This window comes from Salinimonas lutimaris (assembly GCF_005222225.1).
GTDB classification, from domain to species: Bacteria; Pseudomonadota; Gammaproteobacteria; order Enterobacterales; family Alteromonadaceae; genus Alteromonas; species Alteromonas lutimaris.
The window spans coordinates 2,488,131-2,507,215 of sequence record NZ_CP036536.1 but is presented as its reverse complement, the minus strand read 5'-3'; the positions used below and the strand labels follow the sequence as shown (position 1 = coordinate 2,507,215).

Here is a 19,085-nt window from a genome sequence, read left to right as displayed (position 1 = left end):
TCCTACCTCAACCAGTGTATCACGCCAATTGTAAATTTTTTGTTTTGAGACAGGGAGATATTGTGGCAGGTCAGAAAATTACCTTGCATTTTGCGCACGCTAACGGCTTTCCTGCAGGCAGTTATCAGGAAATCTTTAATCGGCTGCCCGAACACTGGAATATTATTGCCAAGCCCCAGTTTGGTCATGAGCCGCATTTACCCGTTGGTCGCAACTGGCAGAACCAGGTTCAGGAGTTACTTGATTATGTGGCGCTCAATAGTCGCGATGCGCCGGTTTACCTGGTTGGCCACTCCTTTGGCGCAGTTATCTCCTTTATGGCGGCCTGTACCGAGCCACACCGGTTTTCCGGGTTGATACTGATTGATCCGCCGCTGATCACCGGGCCGGGTACCTTATTGCTGCGCGGCGCTAAGCACACTGGCTACATTAATAAGTTAACGCCGGCCAGACTGGCTGAATTTCGTAAACACAGCTGGGAAAAAGACAGTGATCTGGTGGCTTATTTCAGACAAAAAGCGCTGTTTGCCAATATGCAGGAAGCGTGTATCCGGGATTATGTTAATGCTGCCACAGCACTGCAGGAAAATCGTATCAGACTGACCTTTGATCCGCTGGTGGAGGCCAATATTTTCCGAAACATTCCGCATAACCTGAATCGGTTTAAAAATAAGCTGGCCTGCCCGGGGCTGTTGATTACCGGGCAGCAGTCAAATGTGTGTAAACCGGCGCACTGGCAGCGCTTTATTAAAATGAATCCGATGCAGCATACCAGCTTACCTGGCGGGCATATGTTACCGCTGGAGCATCCACAGGTGGTGGCCGCTAAACTTGAACAGACGATCAGCCGCTGGGCGCAGCAGCCGGTTAACCGTTCCCCAGTCCACCCACCGGCTGCCCCAGCATCTCACGGGTAACCAGCACCACGCCTTTTTCTGATACGCGGAAACCACGGGCGCGGTCTTCCTCATGATTGTAGCCGATGACCATGCCTTCTGGGATGGTACAGCCGCGATCAATAATGACTTTACGCAGCTTACAGTGCCGCATAATTTCCACATCCGGTAAAATAACGGCGTCTTCGATCAAGCCGTACGAGTGTACCCGCACATTGGAAAACACCAGCGACTGGCGCAATGTTGAGCCGGAGATGATACAGCCGCCTGATACAACCGAGTTAATCGCTTCGCCCCGGCGATCATGGTCTTCCCAGACAAACTTTGCCGGTGGCAGCTGCTCCTGATAGGTCCAGATTGGCCACTGACGGTCATACAGGTTTAGCTGAGGTACCGGGGCGACCATTTCCATATTCGCTTCCCAGAAAGAATCGATGGTGCCCACATCGCGCCAGTAAGCCGTACCGTCGGTGCCGCCTTCAAACGGATAGGCATACACGCAGTTATCCGCAATAATGGAAGGAATAATATCTTTACCAAAATCCCGCTGGCTGCCCGTATTTTCGGCATCTCTGCGCAGTTGCTCAAACAAAAACTCCGTATCGAACACATAGTTGCCCATCGAGGCAAGACACATCTGGTCGTTGTGGGGGACCGGCGTTGGCTGCGCTGGCTTTTCCTCAAAGCCGTTAATCCGGTAGTTTTCATCTACCGATAACACGCCAAATGCACCAGCAGCCTCCTCAATGGGGACTGTCATGCACGACACTGTCATTTTTGCACCGCTTTCCACATGCGCCGCCAGCATATTACCGTAATCCATACGATAAATATGGTCGCCGGACAAAATCATGACATATTTAGGCAGTTCATCACGGATAATATCGATGTTCTGGAAGACCGCGTCTGCGGTACCCTCATACCAGCTGTCTGAAAAGCGCTGGGAAGCGGGTAATATCTCTACCGATTCGCCCAGTTCTTTTTTAAAATGTCCCCAACCACGCACCAGATGGCGAATCAGGGAATGGGATTTGTACTGTGTAACCACACCCACCCGGCGAATACCGGAGTTAATACAATTGGACAGGGGAAAATCGATAATCCGGAATTTACCCCCAAAATACAAAGCAGGTTTAGCGCGCCAGTTGGTCAGTTCATGTAAACGTGAACCTTTGCCACCAGCCAGAATCAGAGCATAGGTATCTCTGGTAAGGTTACTAATATAACGTGAACTATTGTCTGCCATAACTGCGGTCTCCCTGCTTAAAAAAATGCCCGCTGAAAAAGGGGCTGAACCTTGACGTATACATGCGTAAAATCTGATGAAACATTACGCTGTAAGCACTCATCTTACACCAGAAAAACTGATAAGCCACAAAAGGATGTCTATGACTTCTGCGCAAGCAAAAACGCCGGTTATTTTTGACCATGACGGCGGTATTGATGATATTTTATCATTACTTTTAACGCTAACCATGCCTCAGGTTGAGGTGAAAGGGGTATGTATTACGCCGGCCGACTGTTACCCGGATGACGCACTGATTTCCAGTCTGAAATTACTTACTCTGGCCGGGCAGACAGAAGTGCCGGTGGCAGTTGGTAATCTGGTCGGGCCGAATCCTTTTCCGCCAGAATGGCGGGCGCAGCCACGGGTTTGTCATGCCATGCCGCAAATGCTCAGAATAGAAGAATGCCGCGATAATGTGCAGCCGGTACCGGCCCACGAATGGCTGGTGGATTACTTAAGTCACTGCACACAAAAAGTAACTGTGGTGATGACCGGCCCGGCGTCTAATCTGGCCTGGGTGCTGAAGCGTCATCCCCAGCTTGCCAGCAAGATTGAGCAGGTGATCTGGATGGGCGGTGCCGTTGAGGTAAAAGGAAATGTGGCGATGCATGATCACGATGGCAGCGCAGAGTGGAATGCTTACTGGGATCCGCAAGCCACCTATGATCTTGTGCACAGCGATGTCAGTTTACTGATGGTGCCGCTGGATGCCACCAACGCCTTACCGGTAGACCGCGCATTTTTGCAAAACCTGGCAAAGGCTGATACCGCCCTGTCGGACTTAGCAGGACAGTTATGGGCGGCCACCACTACCGCGATACCTGCCTACGAGTTTACCTATTTTCTGTGGGACATTCTGGCCACCAGCATACTGGGGCTGCCGGCAGAATGTTACAGTGTTAAAGAGCGTTTACTCAGTGTGCAGACGACCACGCCCTCTGCCGGTCATACCTGTATTGACGATAAAGGCAGTCTGGTTCGCTGGGTGAGTGAGGTAGATGCTCAGCAAGTGATTGAATATGTTACCGAACAGTTTTCCGGATCGCTGGATAAGCTCAAGCTCGCTAAATGTTAATAAAGTGTTATAATGTGCTGACTTGATCAGACAGGATGACGAACATGGGGTTACTGAAAAAGCTGGTTATTGCATTTGGCGTAGTGATGGCAGGCATTATTGCCATAGGGTTTAGTTTACCCGATGACTATGAAGTAAAGCGCAGTATAGTGATTGAGGCAGCCCCTGAAGAAATCTACCCTGAGGTGGTTAATCTGAAAGCCTGGTCCAGCTGGGGCGTATGGTTTCAGCGGGACCCGAATATGCAGATTGAATATGGCGGTCCGGACCGGGCCATTGGTATGTATACCCGGTGGGAGAGCGACAGTCAGGGCGATGGTGAGATGGAAATTACCGAACTGGCACATAATCGTAAAGTGGTTTATGCGTTACGCTTTCCTGACTATGAGATGGACTCCAGCGGCAAAATAGTGCTGGAGCAAACCCCGGACGGAACCCGGGTGACTTGGCTTGATAGCGGGGAGGTGGGGGATAACCCGGTCAACCGATACATCGCGCTGATGATAGACGACATGATAGGACCGGATTTTGAAACCGGACTGGAGAATCTCAAAACGGTGGTCGAAAATAAAAGCTGATGGCGACTACATGTGGCTGTTAGCGTTAAACTGAACCGGCTTCTGGCCGGTTTTTTATTGCTTCTTAAACAACCAGTCTCAGACATGAAGCTCGCCTGATCTGATGATTTTGCATCCACGTAATTAAATTTTACTACTATTACTGTCCGGTCTTCGCGTCGCGATGAATAACAAACAGCGTCTGGTTGCCAGCCTGGCTGCCAATAAGCTGGCAGATTTGCTTATCTCTGCCAAAACCACTTTACCGGCCTTACTTATCACGCTGGGCGCTCCGGTGTGGATGATAAGCTGGCTGGTACCTATCCGTGAATCCGGTGCGTTGCTACCACAAAGTGTCATTGGTATTTTGCTGCGCAGCATGTCGGCCCGGCATACGATCTGGCGTGCCGGCATTGTGGTGCAGATGGCCGCCTGTCTGGTGATAGTCGCCGCAGCGCTGATGTTTAAAAACAGTACTGCCGGCTGGCTTATTCTGGCTGCACTGGTAGTGCTGAGCCTGGGGCGCTCGGCCTGCTCACTGACCGTTAAGGATATAGAGGCGAATATTGCCGCTAAGGGCGAGCGGGGGCATTTACTGGGTAAAGCCTCTACGGCCTCTGGCGTGTTGACCCTGATGGTAGCAGTCCCGCTGGTGTTCTTTGAACAATCAATGGGGCTGACCATTATCGTTGCACTGGTAGCCACCGCCACTGCAGCCTTACTGCTTACCTTGCTGATTCTGCTGCCGGTCACTACCTATGTAGATACCGCCGGGGTGTCCGGCGACACAGATAACCAGACCCGCTTCTGGCAATTCGACAGCGTGATTTACCGGTTTGTACTGGTCCGCGGTTTATTTGTGCACTCGGCGCTGGTGGCACCTTATTTTATGCTTGAGAGCCAGTCAGGCGCGGATGAATTACTGCCGTTGTATCTGGCCGCTCAGGCTGCGGCGGCTATGCTGTCATCGCTGATCTGGGGGCGCTTGTCAGACTACAGCGCACGCCGCACCCTGCAACTGTCCGGTGTGATTGCGGTGGCAGCTTGTATGGGACTGCTGTGGTTTAACAGCGAAAGTATCTGGGTATCAGGGCTATTATTTTTTGTCCTGTCGGTAGCGCATACCGGCGTGCGCACCGGACGTAAAACCTACAGCCTGGATGTGCGTGAAGGACAAAGCCGCACAGAACTGGTGGCCTTCAGTAATACCGCCATCGGCTTTATATTATTGGCCTTTGGTGCATTATATGCGGTGCTGCCTGCCATGATCAGCTTCTCGGTAGTGTATATTATGACTGCGGTGCTGATTGTGGCTATCGGCCTGACCGTGATGCTGCCTAAAGAAAAATAATCAGAAACTCAGCGCGACAAATTGTCGCAGGCAGTACGCACCTGGCTATGACTGTGATAGCCTTACGCCGGTTTTTTCCTGCAATGATGTCTGATGAACATGACGCTTTACGGATCCCCTTTTTATTGTGAACTGGCGTAAATTATCCCGCCGCCTGCATCTGTGGCTGGGCGCATCACTTGGTGCGCTGCTGGTGGTGTTTGCCCTGACCGGTTCTGCACTGGTTTTTTATAATGAACTGGATACCGGTTTGCATCCGCGTTTGTCCGCGACCACACCGGTCAGTCAGATTAACTGGGACAAGGCGCTGGCATCGCTTCACCGGTCCTATCCGGATAAACCCGGTCCGTGGCGGCTGGAAGTGACTCCCGAACAGCGCTTTATACCTGTGCGGTACTATAACCCGCCGGAAAAACAAGGGCAGGGTTTTGCGCCGCTGATGGCCTGGCTGGATGCCGGCAGCGGTGAAGTATTACGCCAGAGTTACTGGGGAAATTACCTGGTGACCTGGTTGTTTAACCTGCATTTTCAGTTACTCAGTGGTGACACCGGGCAGCTGATTGCCGGTTATTTCGGGTTGCTCAGTTTGTTGGTGCTGCTCAGCGGCCTACTTGCCTGGTGGCCGCGCAAAGGGCAGTGGATAAGAGCATTTCAGACCCGACGGCGGGCCAGCAGAATGGGCATTTTATATGATGTTCATAAGCTGACCGGGCTGGTTTTTATCGCCCCGCTGATGATTTTGCTGAGCACCGGGGCCATGCTTGCCTTACCCGTGCAGACCAAAGCGTTGTTACATACTGTGAGCGGACCTGATAGCACAGCGCCCGCGCCGGTGGTGTCGGCGCCGGTAGGGCCGGTGCAGGTGCCGCTATCCAGAGCGATTGAAGTGGCCAGGCAAGCCCTTCCCGGTGCCCGGCTCGCCTGGATTCACACGCCGGCAAAAGATGGCCAGCCCGGTTACTATCGTTTCCGGTTTCAGGTTGCAGGAGATCCGTCCCGCCGGTTTCCCCATTCTCAGGTATTTGTCAGTACGCGCACGCCGTCGGTCATTCAGGTTAGCGATTATCGTCAGCAGAACCTCACCGCCACAGTGCTGAACTGGCTGCACAGTTTGCATGCCGGCAGTGCACTGGGTGTTACCGGCAGGGTGTTATGGGTATTGTCAGGCCTTGCCTGTGCGCTGTTGTTTGTACTGGGGGTTTACCGCTGGCGCCTGCGACGTACCGGCGGTCAGCAGCGTGGAAGTAGCATAAGAAAAAGTAGAAAAGCAGCAGGCGGCTGAAGGAGTCAAAAAGCCACCTGCTGATGAAACAAGCTGTTATCTGGCCGCCAGCAGGGCATTGGCGGCTTTAGATACCGGCGGGCGCCCCAGCGTCTGACTGATAAACCGGGAAGTATCAAGCAGACGGTCCATATTGACCCCGGTACGAATTCCCATGCCATCGAGCATGTACAACACATCTTCGGTGGCTACATTGCCACTGGCTCCTTTGGCGTACGGGCAACCACCCAGTCCGGCAACGGCACTGTCAATCACCTGAATACCGCAGCCAAGTGCCATGGTCAGATTGGCCAGTGCCTGTCCATAGGTATCATGAAAATGAACCGCCAGACGGGAGGCCGGAATCTGGGTCATAACTGCATCAAGCATGGCGCGGGTTTTCACCGGGGTGCCGGTACCAATAGTGTCACCCAGCGATATTTCATAGCAGCCCATGTCCAGCATTAGCTTACTGACCCTGGCCACCTGCTCCGGCGCAATATATCCTTCGTACGGACACCCCAGCACACAAGATACATACCCGCGTACCCGCTTTCCGTGAGCAAGGGCTGCATCAAGCACAGGTGCAAATCGCTCCAGGCTTTCCTCAATGCTGCAGTTAATATTCTTCTGGCTGAATGACTGGGACGCCGCGCCAAAAATCGCCACTTCATCGGCGCCTGCCGCCATCGCCAGTTCAAATCCTTTGTGGTTAGGTGTCAGGGCCGAGTAGGTGACAACCGGGTTGCGCTGAATACCGGCAAAAACATCGCCGGAGTCGGCCATTTGCGGCACCCATTTAGGCGATACAAAACTGCCGGTTTCAATTTTTGTCAGACCAGCTTCGGCCAGGCGTTCAACCAGTTCAATTTTGGTTTGGGTGGTGACGGGGTGTTTTTCATTTTGCAGCCCGTCACGGGGACCCACCTCAACCAGCGTGACCTGTTCAGGAAAGTTATTCATCACGACTGAACTCCAGCAGCCGGGCCCCGCCATCAACCAGATCGCCAGGCTGGAAGAAAAACTCCACGACCGTACCGTCGGCCGGTGCCACAATACTGTGCTCCATCTTCATCGCTTCCATCACCAGTAATGGGGTGCCTTTGGTTACCGGCGTGCCGGGCGTTACCAGCACATCTACCATGGTCCCGTTCATCGGAGCGGCAAAGTCGCTGTCGGTTGCGGCGTCATCCATATCCCCCAAATCCGGCTGATGATGCTCAACATGACAGGCACCGGTGGCGGTAAACAACGTCAGGCGGTGACTGTCCTGACTCCAGTTTATCCGCTGCTGATAGTCGTCCAGGCGCGCATGCAGGGTATGGGCTTCAATATGTCCACTGACCTGTACCACGTTATCACCAATATGCAGGGTCCACTGACCGGGCTGCTCAGTACTGCCGCTGTGCAGGACATCCACTGTGTGCAGGGTGTCCTGTAGCGACAGAGTTAATTGTTCTTTATGAACATAATTGGCCCGCCAGGCCAGCGGCAGCGACCAGGGTGAAGGCGGTACTTCAGGATTGGCCGGTTGCCGGGCTTGCTGGCGGTTGAGTAAAATCAGCAAGGCTGCCAGGGCCAGACGCTGGGTCTGATCCTCGTCGATGGCCGGGCTGAACAACATGTCATGATGCTTTTCAATGAAGGTGGTGACCAACTCGGCTTGCTGGAACGGGCGGCTTGCTGCCACATTGTACAAAAATTCCAGATTGGTGGTGACGCCGGCCACATGATAATCGCGCAGAGCCGCCAGCAGTCGTTGCAGGGCGCGATCCCGGTCAGTGTCCCACACAATCAGTTTGGCGATCATGGGGTCGTAGTAAACCGACACTTCATCCCCCTGAATCACGCCGGTATCCACCCGGACATGCGTAGATGTCTGCGGTGGCTGTAATAAGCGCAGTGTGCCGGTTGCGGGCAAAAAGTCATGGTCCGGGTCTTCGGCGTACAGTCTGGCCTCAAAGGCATGGCCGGTTAAACGCAGTTCATCCTGGGTTTTAGGCAGAGGCAGGCCATTGGCGACCTGTATCTGCCAGTCCACCAGATCTTCGCCACTGATTTTCTCGGTCACCGGGTGTTCAACCTGCAGCCGGGTGTTCATCTCCATAAAATAGAAACGGCCGTCTTCATCCAGCAAAAACTCAACGGTACCGGCGCCCACATAATCGATCGCCTGCGCCGCTTTAAGCGCAGCTTCACCCATTTGTTTACGCAGGGCGTCAGTCATACCCGGGGCCGGGGCTTCCTCAATAATTTTCTGATGGCGGCGCTGCACGGAACAGTCCCGTTCAAACAGATACACCCCATTGCCGTGGGTATCGCAAAACACCTGAATTTCCACATGGCGGGGCGCGGTTAAATACTTTTCCACCAGCATGATATCGTCACCAAAGCTGGCCATTGCCTCGCGTTTTGCAGCATCCAGCGCATGGCTGAACTCCTGTTCCGACCATACCTGACGCATGCCTTTGCCACCGCCGCCGGCAGCGGCTTTCAGCAGTACCGGGTAACCCATGTTATCGGCATGCTGCTTCAACGTTTTTGGCGACTGATCATCACCGTGATAGCCGGGCACCAGAGGCACACCGGCCTGCTCCATGATATGTTTGGCCGCAGATTTAGATCCCATTGCCCGGATTGCCGCTGCGCCAGGACCGATAAAACGAATGCCGGCGTCTTCACACGCTTCGGCAAACGCGGCATTTTCAGATAAAAAGCCATAGCCGGGGTGAATCGCATTCACCCCCAGTTGTTTGGCTGCCTGTAAAATGCGGTCGGCTTGCAGATAACTGTCTTTGGAAGGAGCCGGCCCGATTCTGACCGCTTCGTCGGCCATGCTGACATGTAGCGCATTGACATCGGCATCTGAATACACCGCCACCGTGCTGATACCCAGCTGGCGTGCAGTACGAATCACCCGGCACGCAATCTCGCCCCGGTTAGCAATTAAAAGTTTAGTGATCATGTTTGGTCTCCTGCCAGGCCGGTGGCTGACGGGTTAAAAATGCCTGTAGCCCTTGCTGGCCTTCCTCTGATACACGAATACGGGCAATCCACTGACTGGTCGATTTCATCAGTTTTTCGTCAATCGGCTGACCAGCCACCTGCTGAACTAACTGCTTAGCCTGACTCACCGCGTGCGGGCCATTTTTAAGCACCTGACTGATGATGTCATCAATGGTGCTGTCGAGCTCCGCTTCGGTGACAGACTCACTTAACAAGCCAAGGCGCCGGGCGCGTCGGGATGAAAAAACCTCAGCAGTCTGAAAATAGCGCCGACACACCCGGGCGCCCATTGCCTCGATAACATAAGGCGCAATGGTGGCAGGTATCAGCCCAATTCGGACCTCACTTAAGCAAAACTTACTGAGCTTACTGCCGATGGCGATGTCGCAGCAGGCAATCAGGCCCACGGCGCCACCAAATGCCGCGCCCTGAACCCGGGCAATGGTCGGCTTGGGCAGCGTATACAGGGTTTGCAGCATGGTCGCCAGTGCCATGGCATCCTGCTCATTTTGCTGCTCGGTATAAGAGGCCATGCGCTGCATCCATTGCAGGTTAGCCCCGGCACTGAAACTTTTGCCGTTGGCCTGCAGGATCAGGGCGCGAACCAGCTCATCCTGGCCGGCCCGGCGAAATATATCGGTCAGGGTAGCAATCATCTGATCATCAAATGCATTGTGTTTGTCCGGATTATTCAGGGTAACCCGGGCAATGCCCCGTTCATCCACTTCATAAAGCACACTGGCATTAATCGAATCCATGGTGTCTCCTTACATTCTGAAAATGCCGAAGCGGGTGTCATCCACCGGCTTGTTCAGCGCAGCAGATAAAGACAGACCCAGCACCAGGCGGGTATCGGCCGGATCAATCACGCCATCATCCCACAACCGGGCTGAGGCATAATACGGATGGCCCTGTTTTTCATAGGTATCAATAACCGGCTGCCTGAACTGCGCTTCTTCTTCAGCAGACCAGGTTTCGCCGGCACGATCTTTCTGATCCCGTTTGACCTGCGCCAGTACGCCGGCAGCCTGCTCACCGCCCATTACCGAAATACGTGCGTTGGGCCACATAAATAAAAAGCGGGGATCGTAGGCGCGGCCACACATACCATAGTTACCGGCACCGAAGCTGCCGCCAATCAGGACGGTAAGTTTGGGTACATTGGCACAGGCAACCGCAGTCACCATTTTTGCGCCGTGTTTGGCAATACCGCCAGACTCATACTGTTTACCCACCATAAAACCGGTAATGTTTTGTAAAAACACCAGGGGAATTTTGCGCTGGGCACACAGCTCAACAAAGTGGGCGCCTTTCAGCGCGCTTTCGCCAAATAAGATGCCGTTATTGGCCACAATGCCAACCGGATAGCCGAAGATGCGCGCAAAGCCTGTGACCAGCGTTGTGCCGTAAAGGGGTTTGAATTCGTCAAACTCAGAGCCGTCAACTACCCGGGCAATAATTTCACGGACATCAAAGGTTTTGCGGCTGTCTTTGGGAATGATGCCGTACAGCTCACTGGCAGGGTGAGCCGGATCGCGAATGGGTTGTACATCCAAATCAATCCGTTTGGTGCGATTAAGCCGGCTGACCGCATCCCGGGCCAGACTCAGTGCGTGATGGTCGTTATTAGCCAGCTGATCGGCCACGCCCGATGTTCGGGTATGCACATCACCACCGCCTAATTCCTCGGCGCTGACCACCTCACCGGTGGCGGCTTTGACCAGAGGCGGACCACCTAAGAAAATGGTGCCCTGTTCTTTGACAATAATGCTCACATCAGCCATGGCAGGAACATAAGCGCCACCGGCGGTACACGAACCCATGACCACGGCAATCTGCGGAATGTTTTGGGCAGACATGCGGGCCTGATTGTAAAAAATGCGGCCAAAATGGTCCTTGTCAGGAAATACCTCATCCTGACGGGGCAGGTTGGCCCCGCCAGAGTCCACCAGATAGATGCACGGTAAATTGTTTTCCTGAGCAATCGCCTGTGCCCGTAAGTGTTTTTTCACCGTCAGCGGATAATAGGTACCGCCTTTGACGGTAGCATCGTTGGCCACCACCATGCACTCAATACCACTGACCCGGCCGATACCGGCAATCACACCGGCGCCGGGAACATAGTCTTCATAGACTTCCCAGCCGGCCAGCTGACTTATCTCCAGAAACGGCGTGCCGGGGTCCAGTAGGGCATCAATCCGGTCACGAGGCAGCAATTTGCCCTTGGATAAATGCCGTTCGGCTGCGCTGGCGCCGCCGCCCTGACGAATCTGGGCAATTTTTTCATGTAAATCGTCAACCTGCGCCTGCATGTGCGCAGCATTATCGGCAAAATCCTGCGATTTTGAATTCACTGAAGTCGATAGAACGGGCACGGGTCCCTCCTGAAAAACAATAAAAATTCAGCGCACCTGATGATGCGCTGTACACGGGGTTATTCAGATTCTTTAAATAACTCGCGCCCAATCAGCATCCGGCGTATCTCAGAGGTGCCAGCACCAATTTCATACAGTTTGGCATCTCTTAATAAGCGGCCGGCAGGATACTCATTAACGTAGCCGTTGCCGCCCAGCAGCTGAATCGTATCCAGCGCCATCTTGGTGGCCAGTTCAGCCGAATACAGGATCGCCCCGGCAGCGTCTTTGCGCGTGGTTTCTCCCCGGTCGCAAGAGCGGGCTACCGCATACACATAGGCCCGGGCTGCATTCATCTGGGTATACATGTCGGCCACTTTGCCCTGAACCAGCTGAAACTGTCCTATCGCCGAGCCAAACTGTTCCCGTTCGTGGATATAGGGAACCACTACATCCATACAGGCCTGCATGATCCCCAGCGGGCCGCCGGATAGCACCAGGCGTTCATAATCCAGCCCGCTCATCAGCACCCTGACACCTTCTCCTTCCTTACCCAGAATATTGGCCGCCGGGACTTCACAGTCCTGAAAAATCAGTTCACAGGTGTTGGAAGAGCGCATCCCCAGCTTGTCGAGCTTCTGGGCTTGTGAAAATCCGGCAAAATCTTTTTCCACGATAAAGGCCGTGATGCCTTTGGGACCGGCATTGACATCGGTCTTGGCATAAATCACAAAGGTGTGGGCATCCGGGCCGTTGGTGATCCACATCTTATTGCCGTTTAACACATACACATCACCGCGTTTTTCTGCCCTCAGTCTCATGCTGACCACATCTGAACCGGCATTTGGCTCACTCATTGCCAGCGCGCCGACATGTTCACCACTGACCAGTTTGGGCAGGTACTTTTCTTTTTGTTCCTGACTGCCATTTTTATGAATCTGATTCACGCACAAATTGGAATGGGCACCATAGCTCAGGCCAATCCCTGCAGAGGCCCGGCTGATCTCTTCCATCGCGACGGTATGGGCCAGATAACCCATATCAGAGCCGCCGAACTGCTCAGCGACCGTGACCCCTAACAGGCCCATGTCGCCAAGTTTGGGCCATAATTCATTGGGAAACTGGTTCGCTTCGTCTGCCCTGGCGGCCAGCGGCGCAATTTCGTTTTGCGCAAACTGATATACCTGGTCGCGCAACATATCGATGTCTTCGCCCAGGCCAAAATTGAGAGTAGGGTACGGGGTGTTCATGCAATGTTTCCTCGTTTAAGTTCGGCTAATTCTTCCCGGCAACGGGCTTCTACATCGTCAAGCTCACGCATCAGGCTGGTAATGTCTTCCAGCTGCTGGGTCAGCACGGCCCGTTTTTGCTCGGTCAGAGTGAGCATGGTTTCCAGCTGTACGGCGGAATCCGGGTTGGTGTCGTACAGTTCGAACAGGTTTTTAACTTCGGCCAGCGAGAAACCTAACCTCTTACCACGTAAAATTAGCTTTAACCTGACGCGGTCTTTGATACAGTAGATGCGGTTTTGTCCGGTACGCGATGGACTCAATAGCGCCTGTTCCTCATAAAAGCGAATGGAACGAGGGGTGATATCGAACTCGCGTGCCAGCTCGCCTATGGTGTAGGTCGGTTCAGAATTGTGATGACTCATTACACATTAATCCTGTGAAGTACGCCTGGTAGTTATCCTGATGGCTCGTCAAAACCCGGTATCCGGAAAATACCGGTAAGTTGACGATTAACTTGTTCAGGTTTACGTTAACGTAAATTGCATATTACGTTAAGGTAAAGTAACAAACTGTTAACGTCAACATGGCAACATACCGTTACATTTTCTTTTTTTCTTTGACGGTATGCTTTATCCCGTCCTCGTAAGTGCACTGCACTTGTGATTCGGGCGATGTACAACTAACACTGAGGCAACACATTATGAGCAATGAAGCGGTAGTAATAGTAGCGGCGAAACGTACTCCTATGGGTGGGTTTAACGGAAGCCTGGCGGCGCTGACAGCCACTGATCTGGGTGCAGAAGCAATCAAGGCATCCTGTGAGCATGTTGATGTGAGCCAGATCGATGAAGTAGTGATGGGTTGTGTACTGCCTGCAGGGTTAGGTCAGTCGCCGGCAAGGCAGGCATCGTTGAAAGCCGAGCTGCCATTGTCTGCGGGTGTGACCACAATTAACAAAGTATGTGGCTCAGGTCTTAAAGCGGTCATGCTGGCCCATGATCTGATTAAAGCGGGCTCAGCTCAGGTAGTGGTAGCCGGCGGTATGGAAAGCATGAGTAATGCCCCGTACATGCTGCCAAAAGCACGCAGCGGTTATCGTATGGGCCATGGTCAGGTGCTGGACCACATGATGCTGGACGGACTGGAAAATGCCTACGATGGCAAGGCGATGGGCTGCTTTGCCCAGGATACCGCCGATGCTGAAAGTATTAGCCGCGGTCAGATGGACGAATTTGCGCTTAGTTCACTGTCTAAAGCCAATGATGCCATTACCAATGGCACGTTCAAAGATGAAATCGTTCCGCTGACTATTTCGGGTCGTAAGGGTGATGTTACCGTAGACACCGACGAAGGGCCGGGTAATGCTCGCCCTGAAAAAATCCCCAGCCTGCGCCCTGCGTTCAAAAAAGACGGTACAGTCACGGCGGCTAACTCCAGCTCCATCTCTGATGGTGCTGCAGCCTTACTGGTAATGAGTGAGTCTAAAGCCAGTGAACTGGGCCTGGCACCGCTGGCGAAAGTAGTGGCTCATGCCACCCACTCTATTGAGCCTGAGAACTTTACCCTGGCACCGGTAGGCGCGATGGAAAAAGTGATGGAAAAAGCAGGCTGGTCCAAAGCCGATGTGGACTTGTTTGAAATCAACGAAGCCTTTGCCATGGTCACCATGCTGGCAGTGAAAAAGCTGGGGCTGGAAGAAAGCAAAGTGAACATTAAAGGCGGCGCGTGTGCATTAGGGCACCCTATTGGTGCATCTGGTGCGCGAATTTTAGTCACTTTGTTACATGCGCTTAAACAGCAAAATGGTAAAAAAGGCATCGCATCACTGTGTATCGGTGGTGGCGAAGGTGTCGCTCTGGCTGTTGAAATGCTGTAAATAAACCTGCACACACTGTTTTCAGGGGGGAAATATCTAACCGTCTGACTTCACAGTTATTAATTGTAAAAAACCTGATCATAGTGTCAGGTTTTTTTACATCTAGTCCTTTCTTAACCGTTTCTTAAATTTAAAAATTCTTCCACATCAACGTATTGCAATTCTGAGTTACCTCTTGCATATTCGACGTGTCAGTCACCATCTTTTAACAATAATAAACGGGCTGGCACTAAAAAATAATAATAGATCCAGACTTCACCAACACGTGTTAGCTCCGCTGAGTATCAGTGCACAGGAGAGTGTGCGACTCAACAGCAGGAACTTAAGTCTGTGGATAGTGCACAAGGACGGAGCGCTGCTACAAAAATTATAAAAAAAGTGTCGATGGGAGACGCAAATGACATTTAAGAAACATCTATTGGGAACCATGGTTTCTCTGGCAGTATCAGCTTCGCTGGCGCCTGCTGCCATTGCAGGAAATCAGATTTCGGTCCCCAATCCAGGGAAACTCACACAAGCCGGTCCGGTGACTAAAGCAACCAAGCAATCTGGCGTGTATATCGTTCAGATGAAAGAGGCGGCCGGTATTACCTATGCCAGCGAGATTGGTGAGCTGGTACCCACCAACCAGCTGGTTGCCAACAAAGGTAACCGCTATAACGCCAAGAGCAAAAAACTACAGGCTTATACCAAGCGCCTGAAAGCGCGCCAGACAGAAATTGCCAATGCCGGTGGGGCTGTGAAGGTACTGCACAACTATGTGCACACCTTTAACGGTTTTGCAGCGCAAATGTCTAAGTCTGCGGCTGATGCCCTGCGCAATAATCCGGATGTGGCCGGTGTCTGGGAAGACGAAATGTTTACCATTGATACTGCCAACACCCCTGAATTTTTAGGCCTGACCGGTGCTGATGGTCAGCATACACTGGGTATTAAAGGCGATGACGTGGTTGTGGGTATTCTGGATACCGGTATTACGCCGGAAAATCCAAGCTTTGCCGATGACGGTTCCTACACTGATCCAGCTGCGCTGGGTTGGGAAGGGGTCTGTGATGCTGGTGAAGATGACACATTCAGTTGTAACAACAAGCTGATTGGTGCCCGCTATTATGGCGACACATTTGCCAGCGTGTACGACATTCAGACCGAACTGGGCGAGTTTATCGGCCCCCGTGATGCTGATGGTCACGGAAGTCACACCGCGAGTACTGCTGCAGGTAACGAAGGCGTACCGGCTATGAAAAATGGCTCGCAGATTGGCGTGATGTCAGGGATTGCCCCACGCGCCCGGGTCGCGGCCTACAAAGTATGCTGGAACTCTGATTACACCACCCCACAAGGTGAAGATCAGGCCGGTTGTTTTCCGTCTGACAGCATGGCGGCCATCGATCAGGCTGTGGTAGATGGGGTCGATGTACTGAACTTCTCTATTGGCGGCAGTCGAACCGATTTAACTTATCCGTCAACCTCAGCGATGCTGCGGGCGGCAGACGCCGGCGTGTCAGTCGCTGTTTCTGCCGGTAACTCAGGTCCGGTTCAACAAACTATTGGCACACCAGCGCCGTGGGTTACTACCGTAGGTGCATCGACTTATGATGGGGTGAGTGCAACCAACGCCATGCAAGCGTCTGTCAATGGCGATCCTATTCTTTACAGCTTTGTAGAAGGCGCGATAACCAAGCCTCTGTCAGAAACTGGTCCGGTAGCCGGCAAGCTGGTTCTGGCTGAACCTCTGCGTGGTTGTTATGACGATGGTGTAACGCCTACACCACTGGCGAATGCCGATGAAGTGGCCGGTAACATTGCGCTGATTCAACGTGGTGACTGTGCCTTTACCCAAAAAGTGACCCGGGCCGTTGAGTCCGGCGCGTCTGCGGTGGTGGTCTATACCGTGGCAGGTAACCCGGTAACCGCCTTAGGGGGCGATTTTGTCGGTCAGATCCCTGGCGGGATGATTGGTGATGAAGCCGGTGATATGCTGGCTGCGCAGTTAAGCGATGGACTTGATGTAAATGTTGAGCTAAGCGCCTCTATTTTCATCGACCAGCAAGAAGTGGGCAATATTATGGCTGACTTCTCATCACGCGGCCCTAATGCATCAACCCTGGATGTGATCAAACCTGATATTACAGCGCCTGGCGTTCGTATTCTGGCAGCCACAACAGATACCCCAATGTTTGGTGAGCAAGGCCAGCAAGTGGCGTATCTTAGCGGTACGTCAATGTCTTCTCCGCATATTGCCGGTATGTCTGCGCTATTGAAAGGCCAGTATCCGCAATGGTCTCCGGCCCAGGTTAAATCTGCGCTGATGACGACGGCTTATCAGGGTGTAACCAAGGAAGATGGTGAAACACCAGCTGATCCGTTTGATTTTGGAGCAGGGCATGCTGCGCCGGTACAAGCGATGAATCCGGGCCTGACTTATGATGCCGGTTACTTTGATTACATGGCATTTATGTGTGGTCTGGGCGAAACCTCATTTGTGGCCAACGAGTCAGGCTATGCCTGTTCTGACTATCAGGCTGCCGGTTTCTCGCTGGATCCGTCACAGCTGAACTACCCGTCGATTGCTATTGGTGAGCTGGCCTCTGAGCAAACGGTTTTCCGTACGGTCACTGACGTATCGGGTAATGGCGGCAACTACACGGTGGCACTGGAAGGTCTGGAAGGGCTGGATGTGTCGGTAGTGACTTACGACGGTGAGGGCAATCCAACAGAGTCTGATAACCTGGTGGTTGAGCCTGGTATGCGCGCAGCGTATGGCATTACCTTTAACAAGACACCGAATACGGTAATTGGTGAGTGGGTGTTTGGTGGCCTGGTGCTGACCAATACCGATGGTACTGTGGTACGCAGTCCAATCGCTATTATGCCAACGCCGGATGTGAAGATTGATGTTCCCGCGTCTATTTCTAAAGAACTTAAACGTGGCCGTGCTTCCTTCCCGGTAGAAATGCAGTATAACGGCAGTACCAGCATCGATTATGCAGGTCTGGCACCGTTAATTCTGGCGTCCGATACGATCAGTCAGGACCCTGCCAGCTCGTTTGAGTTCTTAGGTGCAGGCACCAGCTATACCGCCTGGACTGTGCCTGAAGGCACGACACTGGCGCGCTTCTCACTGCGAGATCAGTTTGTTTATGATGACGGCGCAGACATCGACCTGTACGTATATCGCTGTGTGGCTTACTCGTGTGCACAGGTTGGCTCATCGCTGAATGTTGCTTCAAATGAAGATGTGATTCTGCTGAACCCTGAACCTGCGGCAAATGCCGGTGCCGGTGACTTCTATATTGCGATGACGCATGGCTACACCGTACCTAGCGGTGAGGCTGAGTTTGATCAGCTGGTATGGATTGTTAACGGTAAGCAGAACAATGTTCGAATGACCTCTTCACGCCGTGCCGTGGATGGACGTTTCAACAACGTTAACATTATCACCCGCGGTCTGATGGAAGATACTGTATACATGGGTACAGTCAGCTTCTTTGATGATGAAGGTAACGAGCAGGGTACAACGGTACTTGAGTTACAAAACTAATAATAATAAGTAAATGGGGCGCAATGCGCCCCGCTATTAAAATTAAAAATGGAATACACAAAAATGAAAAATGTAGTAAAAATGTTCAGTGCAGCGGCTTTGCTGTTAGGTTCTTTGTCAGCCAACGCGGCGATTATCACCCAGGATGTGAAAATTAACGGCGATACGTTTTTTAGTATGGGCCTGAATTTTGATGAAATGGCGTACGCCGATAAACTGGCAAACGACCCGTTCTTCGAGCCAACTCAGGTAGGCACGGCATTTGACCCTGACATCCTGTCACTCAACAGCTTTTCATTTCTGGGCGAGATGATTGATCCAGATAATATGGATTATTTTGAGGTAGTGCTCAACGGCATGGATCTGAGTCAGACGTTTAGTTTCTTAAGCTTTGACTTTGAGTCAATGGCAACAGGTATCGTGGCTGCATTTTCTTTTGATGAAGCATTCCCGGAGTTCACTGAAGTATCCTTTAGTTATCCAAATGGGGACATTGATGTTTTTACCGCAGATGATGTAGATTTTGCCCTGGTTCCTGAGCCTTCAGTACTGTCTGTTCTAGCGTTAGGCATAGGTATGCTGCTGTTTGGTCGCCGCCAGCGCAGCTAAGCAAAAACCGTTTAAACCAGTATGATAAGCCTCCTGCAA

Annotated in this window: 15 protein-coding genes; 8 read left to right on the top strand and 7 right to left on the bottom strand. The window is 52.5% G+C overall.

Annotated elements, in window-relative coordinates; translation table 11 throughout:
- Positions 1-62: 62 nt before the first annotated feature.
- Complete coding sequence (locus tag EZV72_RS10910) at positions 63-917, top strand: alpha/beta fold hydrolase (protein WP_137167280.1); 855 nt, start codon at positions 63-65, stop codon at positions 915-917.
- Here the strand turns inward: EZV72_RS10910 and glgC are convergent.
- The gene (gene glgC / locus EZV72_RS10905; RefSeq protein ID WP_137167279.1) at positions 868-2,142 is read right to left on the bottom strand and encodes a glucose-1-phosphate adenylyltransferase; all 1,275 of its coding nucleotides are present in this window, start codon (positions 2,140-2,142) and stop codon (positions 868-870) included. The genes EZV72_RS10910 and glgC overlap by 50 nt on opposite strands.
- A gap of 142 nt (positions 2,143-2,284) precedes the next feature.
- Here glgC and EZV72_RS10900 point away from each other — a divergent pair, with 142 nt between their 5' ends.
- From EZV72_RS10900 to EZV72_RS10885, 4 genes are all read left to right on the top strand, one after another.
- On the top strand, positions 2,285-3,259 hold the full coding sequence (locus tag EZV72_RS10900; protein WP_175405097.1) for a nucleoside hydrolase: 975 nt from the start codon (positions 2,285-2,287) through the stop codon (positions 3,257-3,259).
- Between the two features lie 44 nt (positions 3,260-3,303).
- A complete protein-coding gene (locus EZV72_RS10895) occupies positions 3,304-3,837 on the top strand; it encodes an SRPBCC family protein (RefSeq protein WP_137167277.1) in 534 nt (177 codons plus the stop codon).
- A 163-nt stretch (positions 3,838-4,000) separates the two neighbouring features.
- Positions 4,001-5,167, top strand: coding sequence for an MFS transporter (locus EZV72_RS10890; protein ID WP_137167276.1), 1,167 nt, complete (start codon positions 4,001-4,003; stop codon positions 5,165-5,167).
- A gap of 127 nt (positions 5,168-5,294) precedes the next feature.
- Positions 5,295-6,449, top strand: coding sequence for a PepSY-associated TM helix domain-containing protein (locus EZV72_RS10885; protein WP_175405096.1), 1,155 nt, complete (start codon positions 5,295-5,297; stop codon positions 6,447-6,449).
- Between the two features lie 36 nt (positions 6,450-6,485).
- Here the strand turns inward: EZV72_RS10885 and EZV72_RS10880 are convergent, their stop codons facing one another.
- The 6 genes from EZV72_RS10880 to EZV72_RS10855 are packed head-to-tail and all read right to left on the bottom strand — an operon-like array spanning position 6,486 to position 13,442.
- The gene (locus tag EZV72_RS10880; RefSeq protein WP_175405180.1) at positions 6,486-7,391 is read right to left on the bottom strand and encodes a hydroxymethylglutaryl-CoA lyase; all 906 of its coding nucleotides are present in this window, start codon (positions 7,389-7,391) and stop codon (positions 6,486-6,488) included.
- Entirely contained in the window at positions 7,384-9,393 is a 2,010-nt protein-coding gene (locus EZV72_RS10875; RefSeq protein ID WP_137167273.1) for an acetyl/propionyl/methylcrotonyl-CoA carboxylase subunit alpha, read from the bottom strand. The genes EZV72_RS10880 and EZV72_RS10875 overlap by 8 nt, the downstream gene beginning before the upstream one ends.
- Positions 9,383-10,192 (bottom strand): enoyl-CoA hydratase/isomerase family protein, encoded by an 810-nt coding sequence (locus EZV72_RS10870; protein ID WP_137167272.1) that lies wholly within the window; start codon positions 10,190-10,192, stop codon positions 9,383-9,385. Before EZV72_RS10870 ends, EZV72_RS10875 begins: the two co-directional genes overlap by 11 nt.
- 9 nt (positions 10,193-10,201) lie before the next feature.
- Positions 10,202-11,809 (bottom strand): carboxyl transferase domain-containing protein, encoded by a 1,608-nt coding sequence (locus EZV72_RS10865; RefSeq protein ID WP_137167271.1) that lies wholly within the window; start codon positions 11,807-11,809, stop codon positions 10,202-10,204.
- A gap of 59 nt (positions 11,810-11,868) precedes the next feature.
- Complete coding sequence (locus EZV72_RS10860) at positions 11,869-13,038, bottom strand: isovaleryl-CoA dehydrogenase (RefSeq protein ID WP_137167270.1); 1,170 nt, start codon at positions 13,036-13,038, stop codon at positions 11,869-11,871.
- Complete coding sequence (locus EZV72_RS10855; protein WP_137167269.1) at positions 13,035-13,442, bottom strand: MerR family transcriptional regulator; 408 nt, start codon at positions 13,440-13,442, stop codon at positions 13,035-13,037. The genes EZV72_RS10860 and EZV72_RS10855 overlap by 4 nt, the downstream gene beginning before the upstream one ends.
- 278 nt (positions 13,443-13,720) lie before the next feature.
- Between EZV72_RS10855 and EZV72_RS10850 the strand changes: the two genes are divergently transcribed.
- The 3 genes from EZV72_RS10850 to EZV72_RS10840 all read left to right on the top strand — a co-directional run bounded on the left by EZV72_RS10850 (position 13,721) and on the right by EZV72_RS10840 (position 19,046).
- Positions 13,721-14,896: a thiolase family protein gene (locus tag EZV72_RS10850; protein WP_137167268.1), complete on the top strand. Its 1,176-nt coding sequence runs from the start codon at positions 13,721-13,723 to the stop codon at positions 14,894-14,896.
- A gap of 397 nt (positions 14,897-15,293) precedes the next feature.
- Positions 15,294-18,437: a S8 family serine peptidase gene (locus tag EZV72_RS18745; RefSeq protein ID WP_137167267.1), complete on the top strand. Its 3,144-nt coding sequence runs from the start codon at positions 15,294-15,296 to the stop codon at positions 18,435-18,437.
- Positions 18,438-18,500: 63 nt separating this feature from the next.
- Positions 18,501-19,046 (top strand): PEP-CTERM sorting domain-containing protein, encoded by a 546-nt coding sequence (locus EZV72_RS10840; protein ID WP_175405095.1) that lies wholly within the window; start codon positions 18,501-18,503, stop codon positions 19,044-19,046.
- The last annotated feature ends 39 nt before the right edge of the window (positions 19,047-19,085 follow it).

Excerpts from the sequence above, each read along its gene's own strand:
- glgC (WP_137167279.1), bottom strand. The coding sequence starts at position 2,142 with ATGGCAGACAATAGTTCACGTTATATTAGTAACCTTACCAGAGATACC.
- EZV72_RS10900 (WP_175405097.1), top strand. The coding sequence starts at position 2,285 with ATGACTTCTGCGCAAGCAAAAACGCCGGTTATTTTTGACCATGACGGC.
- EZV72_RS10895 (WP_137167277.1), top strand. The coding sequence starts at position 3,304 with ATGGGGTTACTGAAAAAGCTGGTTATTGCATTTGGCGTAGTGATGGCA.
- EZV72_RS10890 (WP_137167276.1), top strand. The coding sequence starts at position 4,001 with ATGAATAACAAACAGCGTCTGGTTGCCAGCCTGGCTGCCAATAAGCTG.
- EZV72_RS10880 (WP_175405180.1), bottom strand. The coding sequence starts at position 7,391 with ATGAATAACTTTCCTGAACAGGTCACGCTGGTTGAGGTGGGTCCCCGT.
- EZV72_RS10875 (WP_137167273.1), bottom strand. The coding sequence starts at position 9,393 with ATGATCACTAAACTTTTAATTGCTAACCGGGGCGAGATTGCGTGCCGG.
- EZV72_RS10870 (WP_137167272.1), bottom strand. The coding sequence starts at position 10,192 with ATGGATTCGATTAATGCCAGTGTGCTTTATGAAGTGGATGAACGGGGC.
- EZV72_RS10860 (WP_137167270.1), bottom strand. The coding sequence starts at position 13,038 with ATGAACACCCCGTACCCTACTCTCAATTTTGGCCTGGGCGAAGACATC.
- EZV72_RS10855 (WP_137167269.1), bottom strand. The coding sequence starts at position 13,442 with ATGAGTCATCACAATTCTGAACCGACCTACACCATAGGCGAGCTGGCA.
- EZV72_RS10850 (WP_137167268.1), top strand. The coding sequence starts at position 13,721 with ATGAGCAATGAAGCGGTAGTAATAGTAGCGGCGAAACGTACTCCTATG.
- EZV72_RS18745 (WP_137167267.1), top strand. The coding sequence starts at position 15,294 with ATGACATTTAAGAAACATCTATTGGGAACCATGGTTTCTCTGGCAGTA.
- EZV72_RS10840 (WP_175405095.1), top strand. The coding sequence starts at position 18,501 with ATGAAAAATGTAGTAAAAATGTTCAGTGCAGCGGCTTTGCTGTTAGGT.